Raw genomic sequence first — 16381 nt, 5'->3', positions numbered from 1 at the left:
GCGGGGCCCTTTTCTGCGTTTACAGGCCGGTAGCTGCCGCTTCGAGTTCTGCCGCCTCCAGGTCACCGAGCGCGACACCATCAGCGGTCGTCCAGTAGACCTTGCCCGAGGTCGATGAGCCTGTCAGGAAGTTTGAGGCCGCAGACGGGGAGGTGAACAACGTGTCTCGCATGAGTTCGCCGTCTGCGCTGATGCGTTCGGCGTGCCTCTCTCGGTTCTTTCGTGCTGACTCAGGCGCAGAGTGGGTCATCTCTGCTCGCAGCTTGGCACCGGCGAGGACGACGAACCCGTCGGTCGTTTGCCGACCGCGTCCGGACGCGCCAACCGAGTTCAGGAACAGCAGTGGTTCCACACTGGGTGGTGTTGTCTCCGATGGGTTTTGCGTCAGGGGCTTGGCGTCATCGACCGCGTCGAAAACCCGGTAGCCGAGTGAGCCGATCAGGATCTTCGCCATCGAGATGAACTCGTCGAGCGCAGCCTTCTTCTCCTCGGTCACATTCCCAGGAGAGGGGTCATTGCCATTGACCGCCCTAACACGGTCAGCTTCCAACGCCTGCTGGTAGAACGCGTTCTCCAGATAGGAGATCTCGGTCGGACCGAACGAGTTGTCCGAGTCGATGATCAGAATCGCGTGGGTGAAGTAGTCGAGCTTCTCCTCGCCGAGGTGTTCCGCGACCCTGGCCAGCACGCCGTTGCCGTTCTTTCGATTTCGGGCCTGGCCTACGTAGAGCAGCTCCTCGCCGGTTTCAGTGTCGGTGCCAAACAGGAGGTAGATGCCGGTCTGTGCCAGCTCGGGGCGGTCCTTCGAGCGGGTGATCTCGGTGCGCGGGATGAGGTAGACCTTGCCCACCCAGTTGTCCAACGAGCACTTAATCCGCCCATTCGGGGACCCATCCATCAAGAACAGCTGCACAGTCCTTGGAGCCGCCACGCGCCACCGCCTTGCCACCAACACCTACGGATACACCTCAAGAGTATTCGCTGCCGGATTCTCGCGCATCGTTTCTCGAAAAGCGTCTATGGACTAAACACATCCGCACTCGTCGGCAGTGGAGTGAAAGGACGGTGTGTTCAATGACTTCACTGACAATCCGGCGTATCACGAACCTGAGGGCCGCAGGCTGGGGATATAAGTCCATTGCTGCCTTCTGCGGATTGACCCGCGATCAGGTGCGCTCGTGTTGTCTTCGTTACCAGCTCACTCAAAGGCTCACCGGAGTGCAAGCGTGTGTGCGGCTGGTGCGGCAGGGCTCTAGAGGGAAGAACCGGGCGGGCCAGATTCTGCACGCCGACGTGCCGGTGGGCTTCCTGGCAACACAAGCAGAACGAACGCGGTCAGCGCCAGGCAACCTGTCTGGGCTGTGGAAACGCGTTCTCTCGGATCAAGCAAAGCCAGAAGTACTGCTGTCACACCTGCTATGTGCGCTGCCGGTTCGGGACTCGAGGAGGGCGCAGGTGATCGCCCATCCGCTTATGAACCAGCCCGACAAGATGGCCAACACCACGGCATTCGCCCGCGAACTTGGCTTCCTCATCGACCGTGCCCGCCTTCACGCGGCAGGCAAAAACGGCTACATGGACGCCGATGAGAAAGCTCGACTCGAGGCCGCTCTCATTGAAGCGTCCTGGGTTTAGTTCCTACCTCAGCTAAGGAAGGATTGAACTATGCCTAGAAAGTATTCCGTCGAGTTCAAGGAGAAGGCGGTCCATCAGATCATCGAAATGGTCCGCCTGGAATCTTGCTCACTGCAACGCGCCTACACGGAGGTCGGTGAGCTCCTTGGAGTATCTCACCACACGTTGCGGGCTTGGTACCGTGACAGCGCTTCAGTACTCGATAATTCTGACGCTTCAGGCGGCGAGACAATGGAAGAAGAGCTCAAGCGTCTGCGCCGCGAAAACCGCGAACTGAAACGAGCAAACGGGATTCTTAAGACAGCTTCGGCTTTTTTCGCAGCGGAACTCGACCGACCCACGACCAAATGATCTCCTACATCGACACGTATAAAGATCAGTTTGGGGTCGAGGCCATCTGCCGAGTCCTTAAACAAGCAGATCGTGGATTCATTACTTCACGCGGCTACCGCAAGGCGACCACTCGTGTTCCCAGTGCAAGGGCCTTAAGCGATAGCCTTCTCATCCCAGAGATTCAGCGTGTACGTGCGGAGAATTTCTCGGTCTACGGCATCCGCAAGATGTGGCACGCGATGAACCGCGAAGGCTTTCATATCGGCCGCGACAAGACTGCACGACTGATGAAGCTAGCAGGTGTCTCCGGCCGCCGACGTGGGCGAACCCCTGCGACAACGATTAGCCCGAAGGCACCGGATCATCGCCCGGATCTTGTACAGCGAGACTTTCGTGCCCAAGCGCCAGGCAGGTTGTGGGTTGCCGACATTACCTATGTTCGTACCCTGTCAGGATTCGCCTATACCGCGTTTGTCGTCGATGTCTTCAGCCGAAAAATTGTTGGTGTTGCTCCACGCTCGACGATGCGTACCGATGCGCTGCCCATGGAAGCTTTGGAGCATGCGTTAACGACTGCAGGGCGAATTCATGGAAACCAGTTAATTCACCATAGTGATCGGGGCAGCCAGTACGTGTCACTGAAGTATTCCACCGCGCTAGCGGAATCCGGAATCCGTCCGAGTGTGGGAACAGTCGGCGATTCTTATGACAATGCTCTAGCCGAAACAGTCAATGGTCTCTACAAGGCGGAACTGATTCATGCCCAAGGTCCGTGGACGTCGGTCGGAGAAGTCGAATTGGCCACCTTGCGGTGGGTGCATTGGTGGAACACCAAGCGGCTTCATGAAGCTTTGGACTACGCCACCCCACAGGAAGTCGAAACCGAGTACTATCTCACCCAGCCCATCAACACAGGGCCGTAAAAGAAGCGGAACTAAACCCAGGACGCTTCGATGATGATGCCTACTTCGCATGGACTACGCAGCGGAATTACCACCCCGACTTCGTCGTGCATGACACGAACGGTGATTACTGGATCGTCGAGGCAAAGTCGAACAAGGATGCGGAAACCGACGAGGTAATACAGAAGCGTGAAGCCGCTGAGCAAGTCATGCGCGAACTCACCGAACTCAAGGAGTTTATTGATGTCCGATGGGGTTATATTTTGCGACCGAACGGGACATCTCGGCATCTGATAGTTGGTCCGAGCTCAAGGAACGGACGAATCCCGTTCCTAGCCGACCCGTCTTTCATATCGATATACCCGCGCTCGACGCGCACCCATGATCCCAACCCGCACATCTCGCCGCAGAAGCAACGGGTCGGTGGGCTCCATCAGAGTCCCCCGACGCGCTGCTTTCGCATCCGTCAGCTGCAATCCGGCACGGTGCGCACCGCGCCGGTTGCGGCAACCCCGCTCGTAGCCATCCCAGGGGCCCTTCCGCCCCGCAGACCCCTGCCAAAGTCCCGCGAACGGCGTTAGGGTGGCCTTCATGGCCACGTCAGGAACGTCAGCAACGCCGTCCCCGCCGGAGCCGACACCTCCGGCGCGGCCCCCACACGCATGGACTCCCCGCCCGCTCACGCCGGTGGGGTGGTTCGCCCACGAGGCGGGCGTCGCAAAGCTCATCGACAGCTTCCGCGCGATACCCGCCGACCGCAGGGTGCGCCTGGCCAAGCGCACCTCCAACCTCTTCCGCGGCCGGGCGAAGGCCGCGGACAGGGGCCTCGACGTCTCCGGGCTGGACCGAGTCATCGCCGTCGACCCGGTGGAGCTCACCGCCGACGTGCAGGGCATGTGCACCTACGAGGACCTCGTCGACACGACCCTGCCCTACGGCCTGCTGCCGCTCGTCGTCCCGGAGCTGAAGACCATCACCCTCGGCGGCGCCGTCACCGGCATGGGCGTCGAATCCACCGCCTTCCGCAACGGCCTGCCCCACGAGTCCGTCGTGGAGATGGCTGTCCTGACGGGCACCGGCGACGTCGTCACCTGCTCCCGCGACACGGAGCCGGAGCTGTTCCGGGCGTTCCCCAACAGCTACGGGTCGCTGGGCTACGCGGTGCGGCTGCGCATCCGCCTGGAGCGCGTCGCCCCCTACGTCAACCTGCGCCACGTGCGGTTCCACGACCTGGACGAGCTCACCGCGGAACTCGCCCGCGTCGTGGAGGAGAAGGAGCGTGACGACGAACCCGTCCACTACCTCGACGGCACCGTGTTCGGGGAGGACGAGTCCTACCTGACGCTCGGCACCTGGGCGGACGCGCCCGCCGGTCCCCCGTCGTCCTACGCCGGCACCGCCCCCGGCAAGCGCATCTACTACCGCTCCATCCAGCACCCCGACGGCGTCCTGCGCGACAGCCTGGCCATCCGCGACTACATCTGGCGCTGGGACACCGACTGGTTCTGGTGCTCCCGCGCCTTCGGCGCCCAGAACCCCCGCATCCGCCGCTGGTGGCCCGGAAAACTCCTGCGCAGCGAGTTCTACTGGCGGCTCATCGGCTGGGACCGCCGCCTCGACATCGCCGACCGCATCGAGGCCGCCAACGGCCGGCCCGCCCGCGAACGCGTCGTCCAGGACGTCGAGGTCGTCGCGGGCAAGCTCCCGGAGTTCCTGCGCTGGTTCCTCCGCTCCTGCGAGATCCGCCCCGTGTGGCTGTGCCCGATCGTGCTGGCGGAGCGGGGGTCGCGTGACGACGCCCGCCCCTGGCCGCTCTACCCCATCGCACCGGGGACGACGTGGGTCAACATCGGGTTCTGGTCGTCCGTGCCCGTCGAGGACGGCGCACCGCCCGGCGCCTTCAACCGGCGCATCGAGGCGGAGGTCGCCCGCCTCGGCGGCCATAAGTCCCTGTACTCCGAGGCGTTCTACGGCGAGGACGACTTCCGCGCCCTCTACGGCGGCGACCACGCCGACCGGATGAAGGAGCGGTGGGACCCGCAGGGCCGCTTCCCGACGCTCTACGAGAAGACCGTCGGCGGCAGCTGAACGACGAAAGGAAGGAGACGCACAGCATGTTCCGGGGACCCTCCACCACCGACTCCTGCTTCCAGCCCATGACCGTCGCCGACATGGTCCGGGCGGTGACCGTCGCGCCGCTGCCGGTGCGCATCCGCGCGTTCGACGGGTCCGTCGTCGGCCACGGCGACGTCGCCCTCGAACTGGAGATCACGTCCGTCGAGGGCCTGGCGTACATCGTCACCGCGCCCGGCGACCTGGGGATGGCGCGCGCCTACCTCACCGGCGGGCTCGTCCCCCACGGGGTGCACGAGGCGCACCCCTACGCCATGTTCGACGCGCTGAAGAAGCTCGGCTTCCGGCGGCCGTCGGCGCGCGAGGCGCTGCGCATCGCGAAGTCGCTGAAGGCCATGGGCGCCGTCCGCCTGCAGCCCGCGCCGCCGCAGGAGGTCCTGCCGGCGTGGCGGCGCAAGCTCGAGGGGCTGCAGCGCCACTCCCGCGAACGCGACTCCAAGTCGGTGTCGCACCACTACGACACGTCCAACGAGTTCTACTCGCTGTTCCTCGGCCCCTCGATGACCTACACCTGCGGCTACTTCCCCTCCGAGGACGCGACGCTGGAGGAGGCGCAGGAGAACAAGTACCGCCTGGTCTTCGACAAGCTGCGGCTGCGGGAGGGCGAGCGGCTGCTCGACGTCGGCTGCGGCTGGGGCGGCATGGTCCGCTACGCCGCCCGCCGCGGCGTCCGCGTCACCGGCGTCACCCTGTCGCGCGAGCAGGCCGACTGGGGCAACGCCGCCATCGCCGAGGAGGGGCTGGGCGACCTCGCCGAGATCCGGCTGATGGACTACCGCGACGTGCCGGAGGGCGACTTCGACGCCGTCAGCGCCATCGGCATCCTCGAGCACGTCGGCGCGTCGAACTACCGGGACTTCTTCACGTTCCTCTACGGCAAGCTGCGCACCGGCGGCCGGATGCTCAACCACTGCATCACCCGGCCGCGCAACAACGTCGCCATCCGCGCCGGCCAGTTCATGGACCGCTACATCTTCCCCGACGGCGAGCTCGACGGGCCCGGCACCATCCGCTGCCACATGGAGAACGCCGGCTTCGACGTCCTGCACCAGGAGGACCTGCGCCCCCACTACGCGCGCACGCTCCACCACTGGTGCCGCAACCTGGAGGCCAACTGGGACGAGGCCCGCGCGCTGGTCGGCGACGGCACCGCGAAGCTCTACGGCATCTACATGGCCGGCTCGGAGTGGGCCTTCGACAACAACGACGTGCAGCTCCACCACTTCCTGGGGGTGAAGCTGCACGACGACGGGTCCACCGGGCTGCCGGAGCGGCAGTGGTGGACGCCGTAGGGGGGCCGCGGCCGGCGCTGAGGTTGCCGCGGGTGACCGCCGCATGCGTGACGACGGGACCCCGCGCGGGGTCCCGTCGTCAGGCGATTGCGTTGCGGGCGAGCCGCGGCCGCGCCACTAGGCGTTCGCGGCGGTGCGGTTCAGGCCCGGCTCGCGGCGCACCGGCATGCGGTACTCGACGCCGAGCTCCTCGAACAGCTCGCGGACGTGGGTGATGACGTCCTCCAGCATGTCCTCCACCTGCGCGCGGTCGGCGTGGTGGGCGTCCTTGACGTCCCACGACCCGTAGCGGTGGCCGGGCACGCCCGGGGCGTCGTCGACGCCGAGCAGCACGACGACGTCGGCCGGGTGGGTGACGCGCGGAACGATCGGCGTCTGGTCGAGGGTGTCGGTCGGGATGCCGTGGTCGCGCAGGACGGCGACGACGCCCTCGTCGACGCCGGCCTCCGGGTGCAGGCCCGTCACGCGGACGAACAGGTTGTCCCCGCCCATCCACTTGGTGACGGCGGCGGCCATCTGCGAGCGGCCGGCGTTGCGCTCGGAGACGAACAGCACCTCCTTGCGCGGGCGGGCGTCGTGGCCGTAGCGCTCGCGGAGCTTGGCGACGACGTCGCGCTCCACCAGCACCGGGATGAACTCCGGGATGTGGGAGGAGGCGCGGTGCTCCGCGATGACCTCGTCGACGATGGCGTCGAGGTCGGCGGCCGGGCACACCTGGTCGTATTCGCGGTGCAGATCCTCGCGGACGATCTCCAGCTGTCGGTCGAGCACTGTCCTGTCCCTCCTGCGTGAACCGCGGCGCGCGTCCCTGTGCGGGGCCATGCGGCGACCGGCGGTTCTCCTTTTGTTAACCTGCCGTTCACTTTAACGGGGAGGGACTGCCATGGCAAGGCGATTTGCCGTGCCAGCGGCGTGTTTTGCGCGACACTTCCGGCGGGGAAACCGGGGCGTCACATGACGATGGCCCACCCCGTTCGAGGCCGGCCGGTGGACCGAAAGGTTAACGGCAGATGAAGCACGGTGCGGTGCACGAAAGCGTGGCGGGGAGCGTCGTCACGCGAACGGCCGCGACCCGCGCCGACGGTGCGGCGGACGGGGACGTGGGGCACGCGCGCGCCGCCCCGGGCGAGGCGGACGCGCGCCGCTCCCCCGCCCGCGCGTCAGTCGTCCCCGCGCTCCTCCGCGGCGCGGCGGGCGGCCTCGACGCCGCGCATGTCGACGTCGGTCTCCGGCGCCGCCCCCGGCACGCCCTGGCCGCGGCGGCGCAGCGGGCGCACCGCGCGGGCGCCGGCGGCGATGGCCGCGTCGCCGGCGGCGTCGACCGCCAGGGCCGCGCGCCGCACGCCGCGGTAGGCCGGGCGGGCGCCCGGGACCTTCCGCGCCTGGACGCGGACCTCGGAGCCGAGGCGGCGCAGGCGGGCGGTGGTGTTGTGGGTCTCCGCGATGCGGTGGCGGCCGGCGATCCAGTCGGCGGCGACGACGATCATGCCGAACGCCGCGATGAGCGCCGCGGTGCCGAACACCGCCGGGTAGGACTGCGCCGCGGCACCGGCGACGAGGCCGAGGGCGAACGAGCCGACGCCCGTGCCCGCGTCGTAGGACATGTTCCAGTACGCGGAGGCCTCGGCGTTGCGCTCGCGCGGCAGACGCTCGAACATCAGCAGCAGCGCCTCGTTCTGGATGATGCCGAAGCCGCCGCCGTAGAGCCCCGCCGCGGCCAGCAGCCAGTAGGACGACCCGCCGCCGCCGACGAACATGACGAACGCCATGAGCCCCAGGCCCAGCGCCGCCGCACCCAGCGCCCAGGCCAGCAGCGTGCCGGCGCGGCCGACGCGGTCGGCCCACCAGCCCGCCACGTAGCGGGAGATCATCTGCGCGCCGCCGACGACCGACAGCGCGAACGCCGCGACGACCGCGCCGGCGACGGGGTCGGTCTCGCGGGCGCCGGGGGCCAGGAAGGTGGAGATGCCTCCGAAGCCCATCGACACCGTGCTGATGCCGATGGCCGGCACGGCGATGAGCTTCCACGCCGGCACGTCGTCGCCCGGGGTGCGCGAGCCGGACGTCGTCACCTTCGGCGGGGCCTTGAACCGCGGCAGGAACGCGCACATCACCGCGCCCGTCAGGGAGATGAGGGCGCCGAGGATGTAGACCCACGCGTAGCCGCCGAGCACCTTCGCCATCATCAGGCCCAGCGGCAGCAGCACCAGCTGCGCGCCGCCGACGGCCAGGCCGAGGGTGCCGGACGCCTTGCCCAGGAACCGGACGGGCACCAGCTCCGCGATGAGCGCCGACTGCGCCACCGTCAGGGCGCCGAAGCCCATGCCGCGCAGCACCGCCAGCGGCAGCACCAGCGCGGCACCGGTGCCGAGCAGGTGCCCGAACGTCGGCAGCGCCAGGAACAGCGCGGAGATGAGCATCGTCGTGGAGTAGCCCCACGCCCGCACCATCCGCGGCGTCTGCGTCTGCGTCGCCACCGTGGCGGCCATGAAGACGCCGGTGTAGGCGCCGGCGAGCCCGGCGGATCCGCCGCCGTCGAGGATCGCCTGCGGGATGACGGGCAGCAGGAGCGCCCATCCGCCGAAGGCGGCGACGACGGTGACGAGAGCGGGGATGAGCGCGGGGCTCTTCCACATGCTGTCGAGCTGATCGAGTTCCCTTCGGCTGAGCATGCGCGTCGCCATCGGGTTATCCCATCCCTCCCAGGAGCCAGAGAATCGCGCCGCCCAGCGCCACGACGGCCAGCAGGCCGGCGACGAGGGTGCCGGCCGTGCTGCCCGCCTTGTACGCGGACCACGCGCCGCCGACCAGCAGGCCGGCGATGATGAACAGCAGGTACGTCAGCGCGGCGCGGCCGCCGACGGCGGCGTTCTGCGCGACGAGGAGCACCTCGCGGGCGTCGGCAAGCACGGCGCCTGCGGTGTGCGCCGTGTGCGGGGCGAGCGCCGCGCCTGCGGTGTGCGGGGCATCCGCGAGATGCGTGACGACGGGACCCGCCATCACAGCGCGCCCTTCGTCGACGGGATGCCCTTCACGCGCGGATCGGGCTCGACGGCCGCGCGGAGGGCGCGGGCGACGGCCTTGAACTCCGCCTCCGTGATGTGGTGCGGGTCGCGGCCGTACAGGCAGCGCACGTGCAGCGCGATGCGGGCGTTGAGGGCCAGCGACTCGAAGAAGTGCTCGTTGATGACCGTGGCGTAGTGGCCGCCGATGACCGCGGTGATCATCTGGTCCGGCTCGCCGGTGGCGACGAAGTACGGGCGGCCCGACACGTCGGCGATGGCGTGCGCCAGCGTCTCGTCCATCGGGATCCAGGCGTCGCCGAAGCGGCGGATGCCGCGCTTGTCGCCGAGGGCGTCGGCCAGCGCGGTGCCCAGCACGATGCCGGTGTCCTCCACGGTGTGGTGGGCGTCGACGTCGATGTCGCCCTTGGCGTGGACCTTGAGGTCGAAGCTGCCGTGGGCGCCGAAGGCGGTCAGCATGTGGTCGAAGAACGGCAGGCCCGTCTCGATGTCGGTCTTGCCGGTGCCGTCGAGGTTGATCTCCACGACGATGGTCGACTCGCGGGTCGTGCGCTCGGCGCGGCCGATCCGGTCCTCGCCGGCGATGTGCTCCCGGTCGGGGGTGTCGATCACGGCCGGTCTCCTTCCTGTCGGGGTTCCTGTCGTGACTGTGTCGGGTGGGTGTCGGTTCGCTTCGGTTCGCGGCGGGTCGCCGCGGGTCTAGCGCTCGCCGGCGTCGTCGGCGGCGTCTCCCCCGGCGCCGGCCTCGGAGGCGATGGCGCGGGCGGCGGCGAGGAACGCGTCGTTCTCCTCCGGCAGGCCGATGGTGACGCGCAGGCGGCCGCCGACGCCGACGTCGCGGATGAGGACGTCCCGGTCCAGGAACGCCCGCCACGCCGCGGCGGCGTCGTCGAACTCGCCGAAGAACACGAAGTTGGAGTGCGACTCGATGACGTCGAAGCCGATGGCCTCCAGCTCCGCGACGACGCGGTCGCGCTCGGCGGCGAGCTTCGCCACCGTCGCCAGCGTGTCGTCGGAGTGCCGCAGGGCGACGATCGCGGCGATCTGCGACAGCGTCGACAGGTGGTACGGCAGGCGCACCAGCATGACGGCCTCGATGAAGGCGGGGTCGGCGACGAAGTAGCCGAGGCGGCCGCCGGCGAAGTCGAACGCCTTGCTCATCGTGCGGCTGACGACGAGCTTCGCGGGGTACTCCGCCAGCAGGCGCACCGCGGACGGCTCGTCGGTGAACTCGGCGTAGGCCTCGTCGACGATGACGATGCCGGGCGCCGCCTCGATGATGCGCCGCAGGTCGGCCTCGGGGGTGAGGTTGCCGGTGGGGTTGTTGGGCGTCGTCACGAACACGACGTCCGGCCGGTGCTCCGCGATGGCCGCGAGGGCCGCGTCGACGTCGATGTCGTAGCGCTCCCCGCGCGGGCACGCCACGAACTCCGTCTGCGTGCCCGACGCCAGGATCGGGTGCATGGAGTAGCTCGGCGTGAAGCCCAGCGCCGTGCGGCCCGGCCCGCCGAACGCCTGCAGCAGCTGCTGCAGGATCTCGTTCGAGCCGTTCGCCGCCCACACGTTGTCGCGCGTGACGTCCACGCCCGTGCGCTTGACGACGTACCCCGCCAGGGCGTCGCGCAGCTCCACGGCGTCGCGGTCCGGGTAGCGGTTGAGCTCCTCCGCGCCGCGGCGGACCTCGTCGACCAGGTCGGCGAGGAGGGCCTCCGACGGCGGGTACGGGTTCTCGTTGGTGTTCAGGCGCACGCTGACCTTCAGCTGCGGGGCGCCGTAGGCCTCCTCGCCGCGCAGCTCGTCGCGCAGCGGCAGGTCGGCCAGGGTGATGCGGTCGGTCATGGCGTCCTTCCGGGTTCGGTCGGGGTCGGTGGGCGGGAATGGTCCGGGTGGCCGGGCAGCGCGGTCCGGGAGCCGGCTGCGCGGCTCCCCCGGGCGGGGCCGCGCGGCGGCGCCGGGGCGTCCGGCACGGGGCCGGGGCGGTGGCCGTCGTCAAGCAACACCTGCGACGGCGACACGGGCTACCGCGCGGAGAGATCCTCGAACCGCGCGCGGATCGCCTCGCCGTGGGCCGGCAGGCGCTCCGCGTCGGCCAGCGCGATGACGTCGTCCGAGACGCCCTTCAGCGCCGCCTCGTCGTACTCCACGACGTGCACGGCCTTGAGGAACGTGTGCGTCGACAGGCCCGAGGCGTGGCGCGCCGTGCCCGACGTCGGCAGCACGTGGTTCGAGCCCGCCGAGTAGTCGCCCAGCGGCACCGGCGAGAAGCGGCCCACGAAGATGGCGCCCGCGTTGCGCACCCGCGCCGCCGTCGCGGCGCTGTCGGCCGTGTGGACCTCCAGGTGCTCCGCCGCGTACGCGTCGCACACGCGGATGCCGGCGTCGATGTCGTCGACCAGCACGATGCCCGACTGCGGGCCCTCCAGCGCCTCGCGCACGCGATCGGAGTTGAGGGTGACCGGGTAGCGGGCCTCGACCTCGCGGTCGACGGCCGCGGCCAGCTCCTCCGAATCCGTGATGAGCACCGACGCCGCCATGACGTCGTGCTCCGCCTGCGAGATGAGGTCGTAGGCGACGGACACCGGGTCGGCGGTCGCGTCGGCGAGGACGGCGATCTCCGTCGGGCCGGCCTCGCTGTCGATGCCGACGACGCTGCGGCACAGGCGCTTCGCCGCGGTGACGAAGATGTTCCCCGGGCCCGTGATCATGTCGACCGGCTCCAGCGGGTTGTCCGCGTCGGCGTCGCCGTAGGCCATCAGAGCCACGGCCTGCGCGCCGCCGACCGCCCACACCTCCTCGACGCCGAGCAGGTGGCACGCCGCGAGGATCGTCGGGTGCGGCAGGCCGCCGTGATCCTTCTGCGGCGGGGAGGCGACGACCAGCGAATCGACGCCCGCCTCCTGCGCCGGAATGACGTTCATCAGCACCGACGACGGGTACACCGCGTTGCCGCCCGGCACGTACAGGCCGACGCGGCCGACCGGGATCCACTTCTCCGTGACGACGCCGCCCTCCACGACCTCGACCCGCGTGTCGCTCGGGCACTGCGCATTGTGGAATTTGCGGACGCGGGCGATGGAGGCCTCGAGGGCCTCGCGGACCTGCGGGTCGAGCATGTCGACGGCGCGGGAGAGCTCCTCCGCCGGCACGCGGAGGCTCGCCGGGCGGATGCCGTCGAACTTCTCGGAGAAGCCGTTGGCCGCCTCGGCGCCGCCGTCGCGGACGGCCTCCACCACGGGGCGGACGGTCGGGATCATCGACTCGACGTCCGCGGCGCCGCGCGGCAGGGCCTGGCGCAGCTCCGCGGTCGAGGGGACGCGTCCGCGCAAATCGGTGATGGAGAGCATCGGTGGTCGAACCGCCTTTACGGATCCGGGGGTTGACGTGGGCCGGCGCCGGCGGCCGGTGCCGGTGGCCGGTGGAGCGGCTGCCGCGGCGTCGTCACCGTGGACTGCCTGCCGTGGCGTGCCTGCCAAGACCGGTGCCGCAGCGTGTTCGCCGTGGCGTGCCTGCCGTGGCTTGCATGCCGTGGCCGGTGCCGCCTGGAGCGGGCCCACTTCCTGCCCGGATCAGCATAGTGCCCCGGTTGCGGCGGGTCGGGGCCGGGTGGGGCATGGCATATATATCTGGGTGTTGCTGCGCGCGGCGGCCTGGGCGGGGCCGTCGCCCGAGCAGCCGGACCCGCATTCACTCCAACGCCACGAGCCCCATCAGCCCCTACGACATCGCCTGCAGCTGCCGTCCGGCCGCGGACCCGGCAGCCTCGATGGCCCCTCCCGGCGGTTAACGCTCTTTAGCGGGCCCGACACCTCAGATCCGGCGGCAAAAGCCCAGGGGCCAGCGTGCGTGTGGCCCGCTAAAGGGTGTTAACCCCCTGCAAGGCCACTGCTGCGGCGCCGGGCCCCGCACCCGACGCGCTGCAGCCCGGCCCGCCGGCTTCCGCGAGCCCGGACGCCGAGACCGCACGGCAAGACCGCCCGTTCCCGGCCAATCGCCACCCGACCCGCATGCCCAAGCCCGGTAAACGCGGTTTAGCGGCCCGAACGCGACAAAATCCGCGACAAAACCCCAGGTACCGGATCGCGTTCGGGCCACTAAATCCCGTTAACCCCTCGGGGCGCTCCCGCGTCGATGACCGAGGCAATGTCCGAGGCGAGGCCCGCGGCCGTACACGCGCCCCCCCAGCCGCCCCAGGCACCTCCAGAGCAGCGTCCGGCGGCCCCGACACGCCTCTCCCCTCCCCTTTTGCCCTCGCGGGGCCGGGATCCGACAATGGACCAATGACCTGGTGGGAGGAACTCGGCGAAGAGACGGCCCGCGGCACCGACGCCGCAGGGCCATCCGCCGACGATCCCTCCGCAGGCGCAGCCGCGGAAGGCGCAGCAGACGCCGACGACACTGCAGCCTCAAGCGCCGACGCAGCCCCGGCCGCGGACGACGCCGACGGACGGGACGCCGTCGTCACGCACCACGCGGAACCCGGCGACCACCCCGACCCCGACGCGCCCGCCCAGCCGGCCGCCGACCCCTGGGCCGCCTTCCGCGCGGAGGGCGCCGCCCGCGACGCCGCCGACGCCGCCCCGCCGATCGCCCCGCGGATGCCGACGTTCCCGCCGCAGCCGGTGCCGTCGGAGCTCCCGGAGCTCCTCGCCTTCTCCAGCCACGCCGGCCGGAACCTCGACCACGTGTCGTCGTGGCGCGCGGTGTCGGCGTTCGCGCGCGACCACTGGCTCTCCACCGCCGCCGACCTGGCCGAATGGCCGGAGTACGCCGACGGCACCGGCCGGATGGCGGACCTGGCGGGCGAGTACCACGCGCTGCGCCACGCCGTCGCCGACCAGCTGGAGCTGCCGGACGAGGCCGCGGAGGCTCGCCGGGACTGGCTCGACTGGGCCATCCGGGAGAACCGCCCGGCGGCGGCGTTGCACGCCCGGGCGTTCGGCGCCTTCGCGGACGCGGAGCGCTGGATCGACGCCCACCCGTTCCCGATGCGCCCGGCGGACCACGACATCCCGCAGGTCGTCTCGGTCGCCCGCGACATTTTGGACCTGCGGCCGCAGGGCCGCGACGCCTACCGCTACGCCCTGTCCGCGGCCATCACGGCGGCGTCGGCGTCGATGGCCCGCCGCCCCGACCTCGCGTCCGCCCTGGCTGAGTGGACCGCCACCTACGCGCCGCGCCGCTCCTCCGACGACGACCGCCGCCTGCTGGAGGCCCAGATCGCCCACGGCCGCGGTGACCTCGCGGGTGCCGCCCGCATCTGCGCCGAAGTCGCCGAGGAGCCCCGCTCGGAGCCCGTGACCTCCACCGTCGAGGCCCGCCAGGTCCTCGCGCACCTGTCGCTGGAGGCCGGCGAGGAGGCCGAGGCGATCCGCCAGCTGCGTCCCGTGGTGGAGGCGGGTCTGGCGCTGGATCTGACCGTCGCAACGCTGCGCTCCGCGCGGATGCTGACCGCGCTGCTCAACGCGCGCGGCGATTTCGCGGAGGCCGCGGGCATCGCGCGGCGGGCGCTGGCGCACGCGTCGGGGATGCCGGTGAATCCGCTGGTGATGGACATCCGCCTCATCCTGGCGCGGTCGCTGCTCGACTCCGGAGAGGACCGGCGCGCGCTGTCGCATGCGGTGCCGGTCGCGCAGTGGTCGACGTTCACGGACGACGAGGAGCGCACCGCCGCCGCGTTCACCATCGCCAGCTCCGCGGCCGCGCGCGTCGGCGACGTCGCCCAGGCGCGCGACCTGCTGGTGCAGCACGCCGATCACCTGGAGCGGCTCGGCGACCCGGCGGGCGCGTCGGCGGCGCTGCGCAACGCCGCGCGGACCCTGGTCACCGCCGCGACCGCGGCTGCGGTCCGCACGGTCGAGGAGTCGCGTGACGACGCCCCGATCGACGCCGACCCCGACGCCTCCCCCGATCCCGGCCGGGCCATCGCCGCGGCGGGCGAGGAGGCGGAGGACCTGATGGTCCGGGCGCGGGGCCTCATCACGGACGGCTGGTCCATCGCGGACTGGCACGACGACCTGGCCTACATCTACTGGGCGACGGGCCGCGAGGACCTGGCGCTGGGGCACGTCGACACGGCCGCTGCCGGCTACCTGGAGTCGGGCGACGGCGAGGAGGCCGCCCGCACGCTGCTCACCGGCGTGCGCTGCTGCCTGGACCGCGACGACCTGGCGGGCGCGGCGCGCTACACCGCGCGCATCGACGAGCTGCTGCCCATCGACCAGTGGGACGAGCATCCGGTTCGCGACGCGCTGTCGCAGATCCTGGGCTGACGCGGGGCCCGCGCGCCCTGCCGCTACGCTGTCCGTCATGACCGATTCGACGCAGCAGTCGCCCGTCGCGAAGCTCTTCGCGGACGCCTCCGACCTCGCCGCCGGCGGCCGCCTGTGGGAGGCCGCCGACCTGCTCATGGCCGGTTTCGCCGATCTCGGCGATGCGGAGGACGCGCCGGCGGTCGACGGCCTCGGCCGGCCCATCCGCGGGTCCGCGCCGAACATCATGGACAAGGCCGCCGACTACCTCGAGTTCCTCGACCAGCTCGAGTCGGTGCGGGAGGCCTCCGCGCGTGACGACGCCACCCCCTCCGGCGCGGACGCCGACACCGCGGTGGCTGCGGCGGGCGGCGCGCCCGTCGGCGCGGGCGGCCCGGCGGGCGCCGGTGCCGACGCTGCCGACGCCGACCCTGCCGCCGGCGCCGCCGCGGCCGCGGCCGACCTCGACGAGCTGCCGCCGTCGCCGCCCCGCCACCTCCGCTGGGCGCAGTGGCACACCCTCAACGGCCTGGCGGAGATCCGCCGCGAGCACCACGGCCGCGCCGTCGATCACCTCGAGCTCGCGTCCGGGCTGTTCGAGTCCCACGGCTTGACCGCCCAGGCCCTCCCCCTGGTCGGCCGGATCGTGGAGTGCCAGCTGGCCGTCGACGACGTGCCGCGTGCCGAGGAGGCCCTGCACCGCGCCCGCGCCCTCGCCGGCCGGGATCCGGAGGCCGGCGCGCGCTGGAAGCGGGCGCTGGACGAGCTCGGCCGCGACGTCGCCGCCCGGCTCTAGCCCCGCCCCGTCCGGGCCC

At 70.5% G+C, this 16381-nt stretch carries 13 protein-coding genes; 6 read left to right on the top strand and 7 right to left on the bottom strand.

Annotated elements, in window-relative coordinates; genetic code table 11:
• Positions 1-19 precede the first annotated feature (19 nt).
• Positions 20-850: a GIY-YIG nuclease family protein gene (locus QQS41_RS09500; RefSeq protein WP_448852460.1), complete on the bottom strand. Its 831-nt coding sequence runs from the start codon at positions 848-850 to the stop codon at positions 20-22.
• Positions 851-1074: 224 nt separating this feature from the next.
• On the opposite strand from QQS41_RS09500, the gene QQS41_RS09495 reads away from it, so the two are divergent.
• From QQS41_RS09495 to QQS41_RS09480, 4 genes are all read left to right on the top strand, one after another.
• Complete coding sequence (locus QQS41_RS09495) at positions 1075-1635, top strand: hypothetical protein (RefSeq protein ID WP_448852459.1); 561 nt, start codon at positions 1075-1077, stop codon at positions 1633-1635.
• A gap of 30 nt (positions 1636-1665) precedes the next feature.
• A protein-coding gene (locus tag QQS41_RS09490; protein WP_448852458.1) for an IS3 family transposase occupies positions 1666-2891 on the top strand; the annotation gives its coding sequence in 2 pieces (ribosomal slippage) (positions 1666-1945 and positions 1945-2891; 1227 coding nt in all).
• A 570-nt stretch (positions 2892-3461) separates the two neighbouring features.
• Positions 3462-4958 carry an FAD-binding oxidoreductase gene (locus QQS41_RS09485; RefSeq protein WP_448852457.1) on the top strand — a complete coding sequence of 499 codons (1497 nt, stop codon included), beginning with the start codon at positions 3462-3464 and terminating at the stop codon, positions 4956-4958.
• Between the two features lie 26 nt (positions 4959-4984).
• Entirely contained in the window at positions 4985-6295 is a 1311-nt protein-coding gene (locus QQS41_RS09480) for a class I SAM-dependent methyltransferase (protein WP_448852456.1), read from the top strand.
• Positions 6296-6412: 117 nt separating this feature from the next.
• Here the strand turns inward: QQS41_RS09480 and QQS41_RS09475 are convergent, their stop codons facing one another.
• The 6 genes from QQS41_RS09475 to hisD form a co-directional block, all read right to left on the bottom strand.
• A complete protein-coding gene (locus QQS41_RS09475) occupies positions 6413-7066 on the bottom strand; it encodes an arsenate-mycothiol transferase ArsC (protein WP_448852455.1) in 654 nt (217 codons plus the stop codon).
• Positions 7067-7455: 389 nt separating this feature from the next.
• Positions 7456-8967, bottom strand: a complete 1512-nt coding sequence (locus QQS41_RS09470) for an MFS transporter (protein ID WP_448852454.1) — start codon at positions 8965-8967, stop codon at positions 7456-7458.
• Between the two features lie 16 nt (positions 8968-8983).
• On the bottom strand, positions 8984-9295 hold the full coding sequence (locus QQS41_RS09465) for a hypothetical protein (protein ID WP_448852453.1): 312 nt from the start codon (positions 9293-9295) through the stop codon (positions 8984-8986).
• On the bottom strand, positions 9295-9903 hold the full coding sequence (gene hisB / locus QQS41_RS09460; protein WP_448852562.1) for an imidazoleglycerol-phosphate dehydratase HisB: 609 nt from the start codon (positions 9901-9903) through the stop codon (positions 9295-9297). Before hisB ends, QQS41_RS09465 begins: the two co-directional genes overlap by 1 nt.
• Before the next feature lie 114 nt (positions 9904-10017).
• The gene (locus QQS41_RS09455; RefSeq protein ID WP_448852452.1) at positions 10018-11157 is read right to left on the bottom strand and encodes a histidinol-phosphate transaminase; all 1140 of its coding nucleotides are present in this window, start codon (positions 11155-11157) and stop codon (positions 10018-10020) included.
• Between the two features lie 179 nt (positions 11158-11336).
• Positions 11337-12662, bottom strand: a complete 1326-nt coding sequence (hisD, locus tag QQS41_RS09450; RefSeq protein ID WP_448852451.1) for a histidinol dehydrogenase — start codon at positions 12660-12662, stop codon at positions 11337-11339.
• A gap of 933 nt (positions 12663-13595) precedes the next feature.
• Here hisD and QQS41_RS09445 point away from each other — a divergent pair.
• Entirely contained in the window at positions 13596-15587 is a 1992-nt protein-coding gene (locus QQS41_RS09445; RefSeq protein WP_448852450.1) for a hypothetical protein, read from the top strand.
• 37 nt (positions 15588-15624) lie between these two features.
• Positions 15625-16362, top strand: a complete 738-nt coding sequence (locus tag QQS41_RS09440) for a hypothetical protein (protein ID WP_448852449.1) — start codon at positions 15625-15627, stop codon at positions 16360-16362.
• The last annotated feature ends 19 nt before the right edge of the window (positions 16363-16381 follow it).

The sequence above is a fragment of the Corynebacterium sp. 335C genome, from assembly GCF_053525695.1.
The sequence above is the reverse complement of the archived record's forward strand: the minus strand, read 5'-3'. Positions and strand labels throughout refer to the sequence as shown.

Coding starts and splice junctions, on each gene's coding strand:
- QQS41_RS09495 (WP_448852459.1), top strand. CDS start 1,075: ATGACTTCACTGACAATCCGGCGTATCACGAACCTGAGGGCCGCAGGC.
- QQS41_RS09485 (WP_448852457.1), top strand. CDS start 3,462: ATGGCCACGTCAGGAACGTCAGCAACGCCGTCCCCGCCGGAGCCGACA.
- QQS41_RS09480 (WP_448852456.1), top strand. CDS start 4,985: ATGTTCCGGGGACCCTCCACCACCGACTCCTGCTTCCAGCCCATGACC.
- QQS41_RS09470 (WP_448852454.1), bottom strand. CDS start 8,967: ATGCTCAGCCGAAGGGAACTCGATCAGCTCGACAGCATGTGGAAGAGC.
- QQS41_RS09465 (WP_448852453.1), bottom strand. CDS start 9,295: ATGGCGGGTCCCGTCGTCACGCATCTCGCGGATGCCCCGCACACCGCA.
- QQS41_RS09455 (WP_448852452.1), bottom strand. CDS start 11,157: ATGACCGACCGCATCACCCTGGCCGACCTGCCGCTGCGCGACGAGCTG.
- hisD (WP_448852451.1), bottom strand. CDS start 12,662: ATGCTCTCCATCACCGATTTGCGCGGACGCGTCCCCTCGACCGCGGAG.
- QQS41_RS09445 (WP_448852450.1), top strand. CDS start 13,596: ATGACCTGGTGGGAGGAACTCGGCGAAGAGACGGCCCGCGGCACCGAC.
- QQS41_RS09440 (WP_448852449.1), top strand. CDS start 15,625: ATGACCGATTCGACGCAGCAGTCGCCCGTCGCGAAGCTCTTCGCGGAC.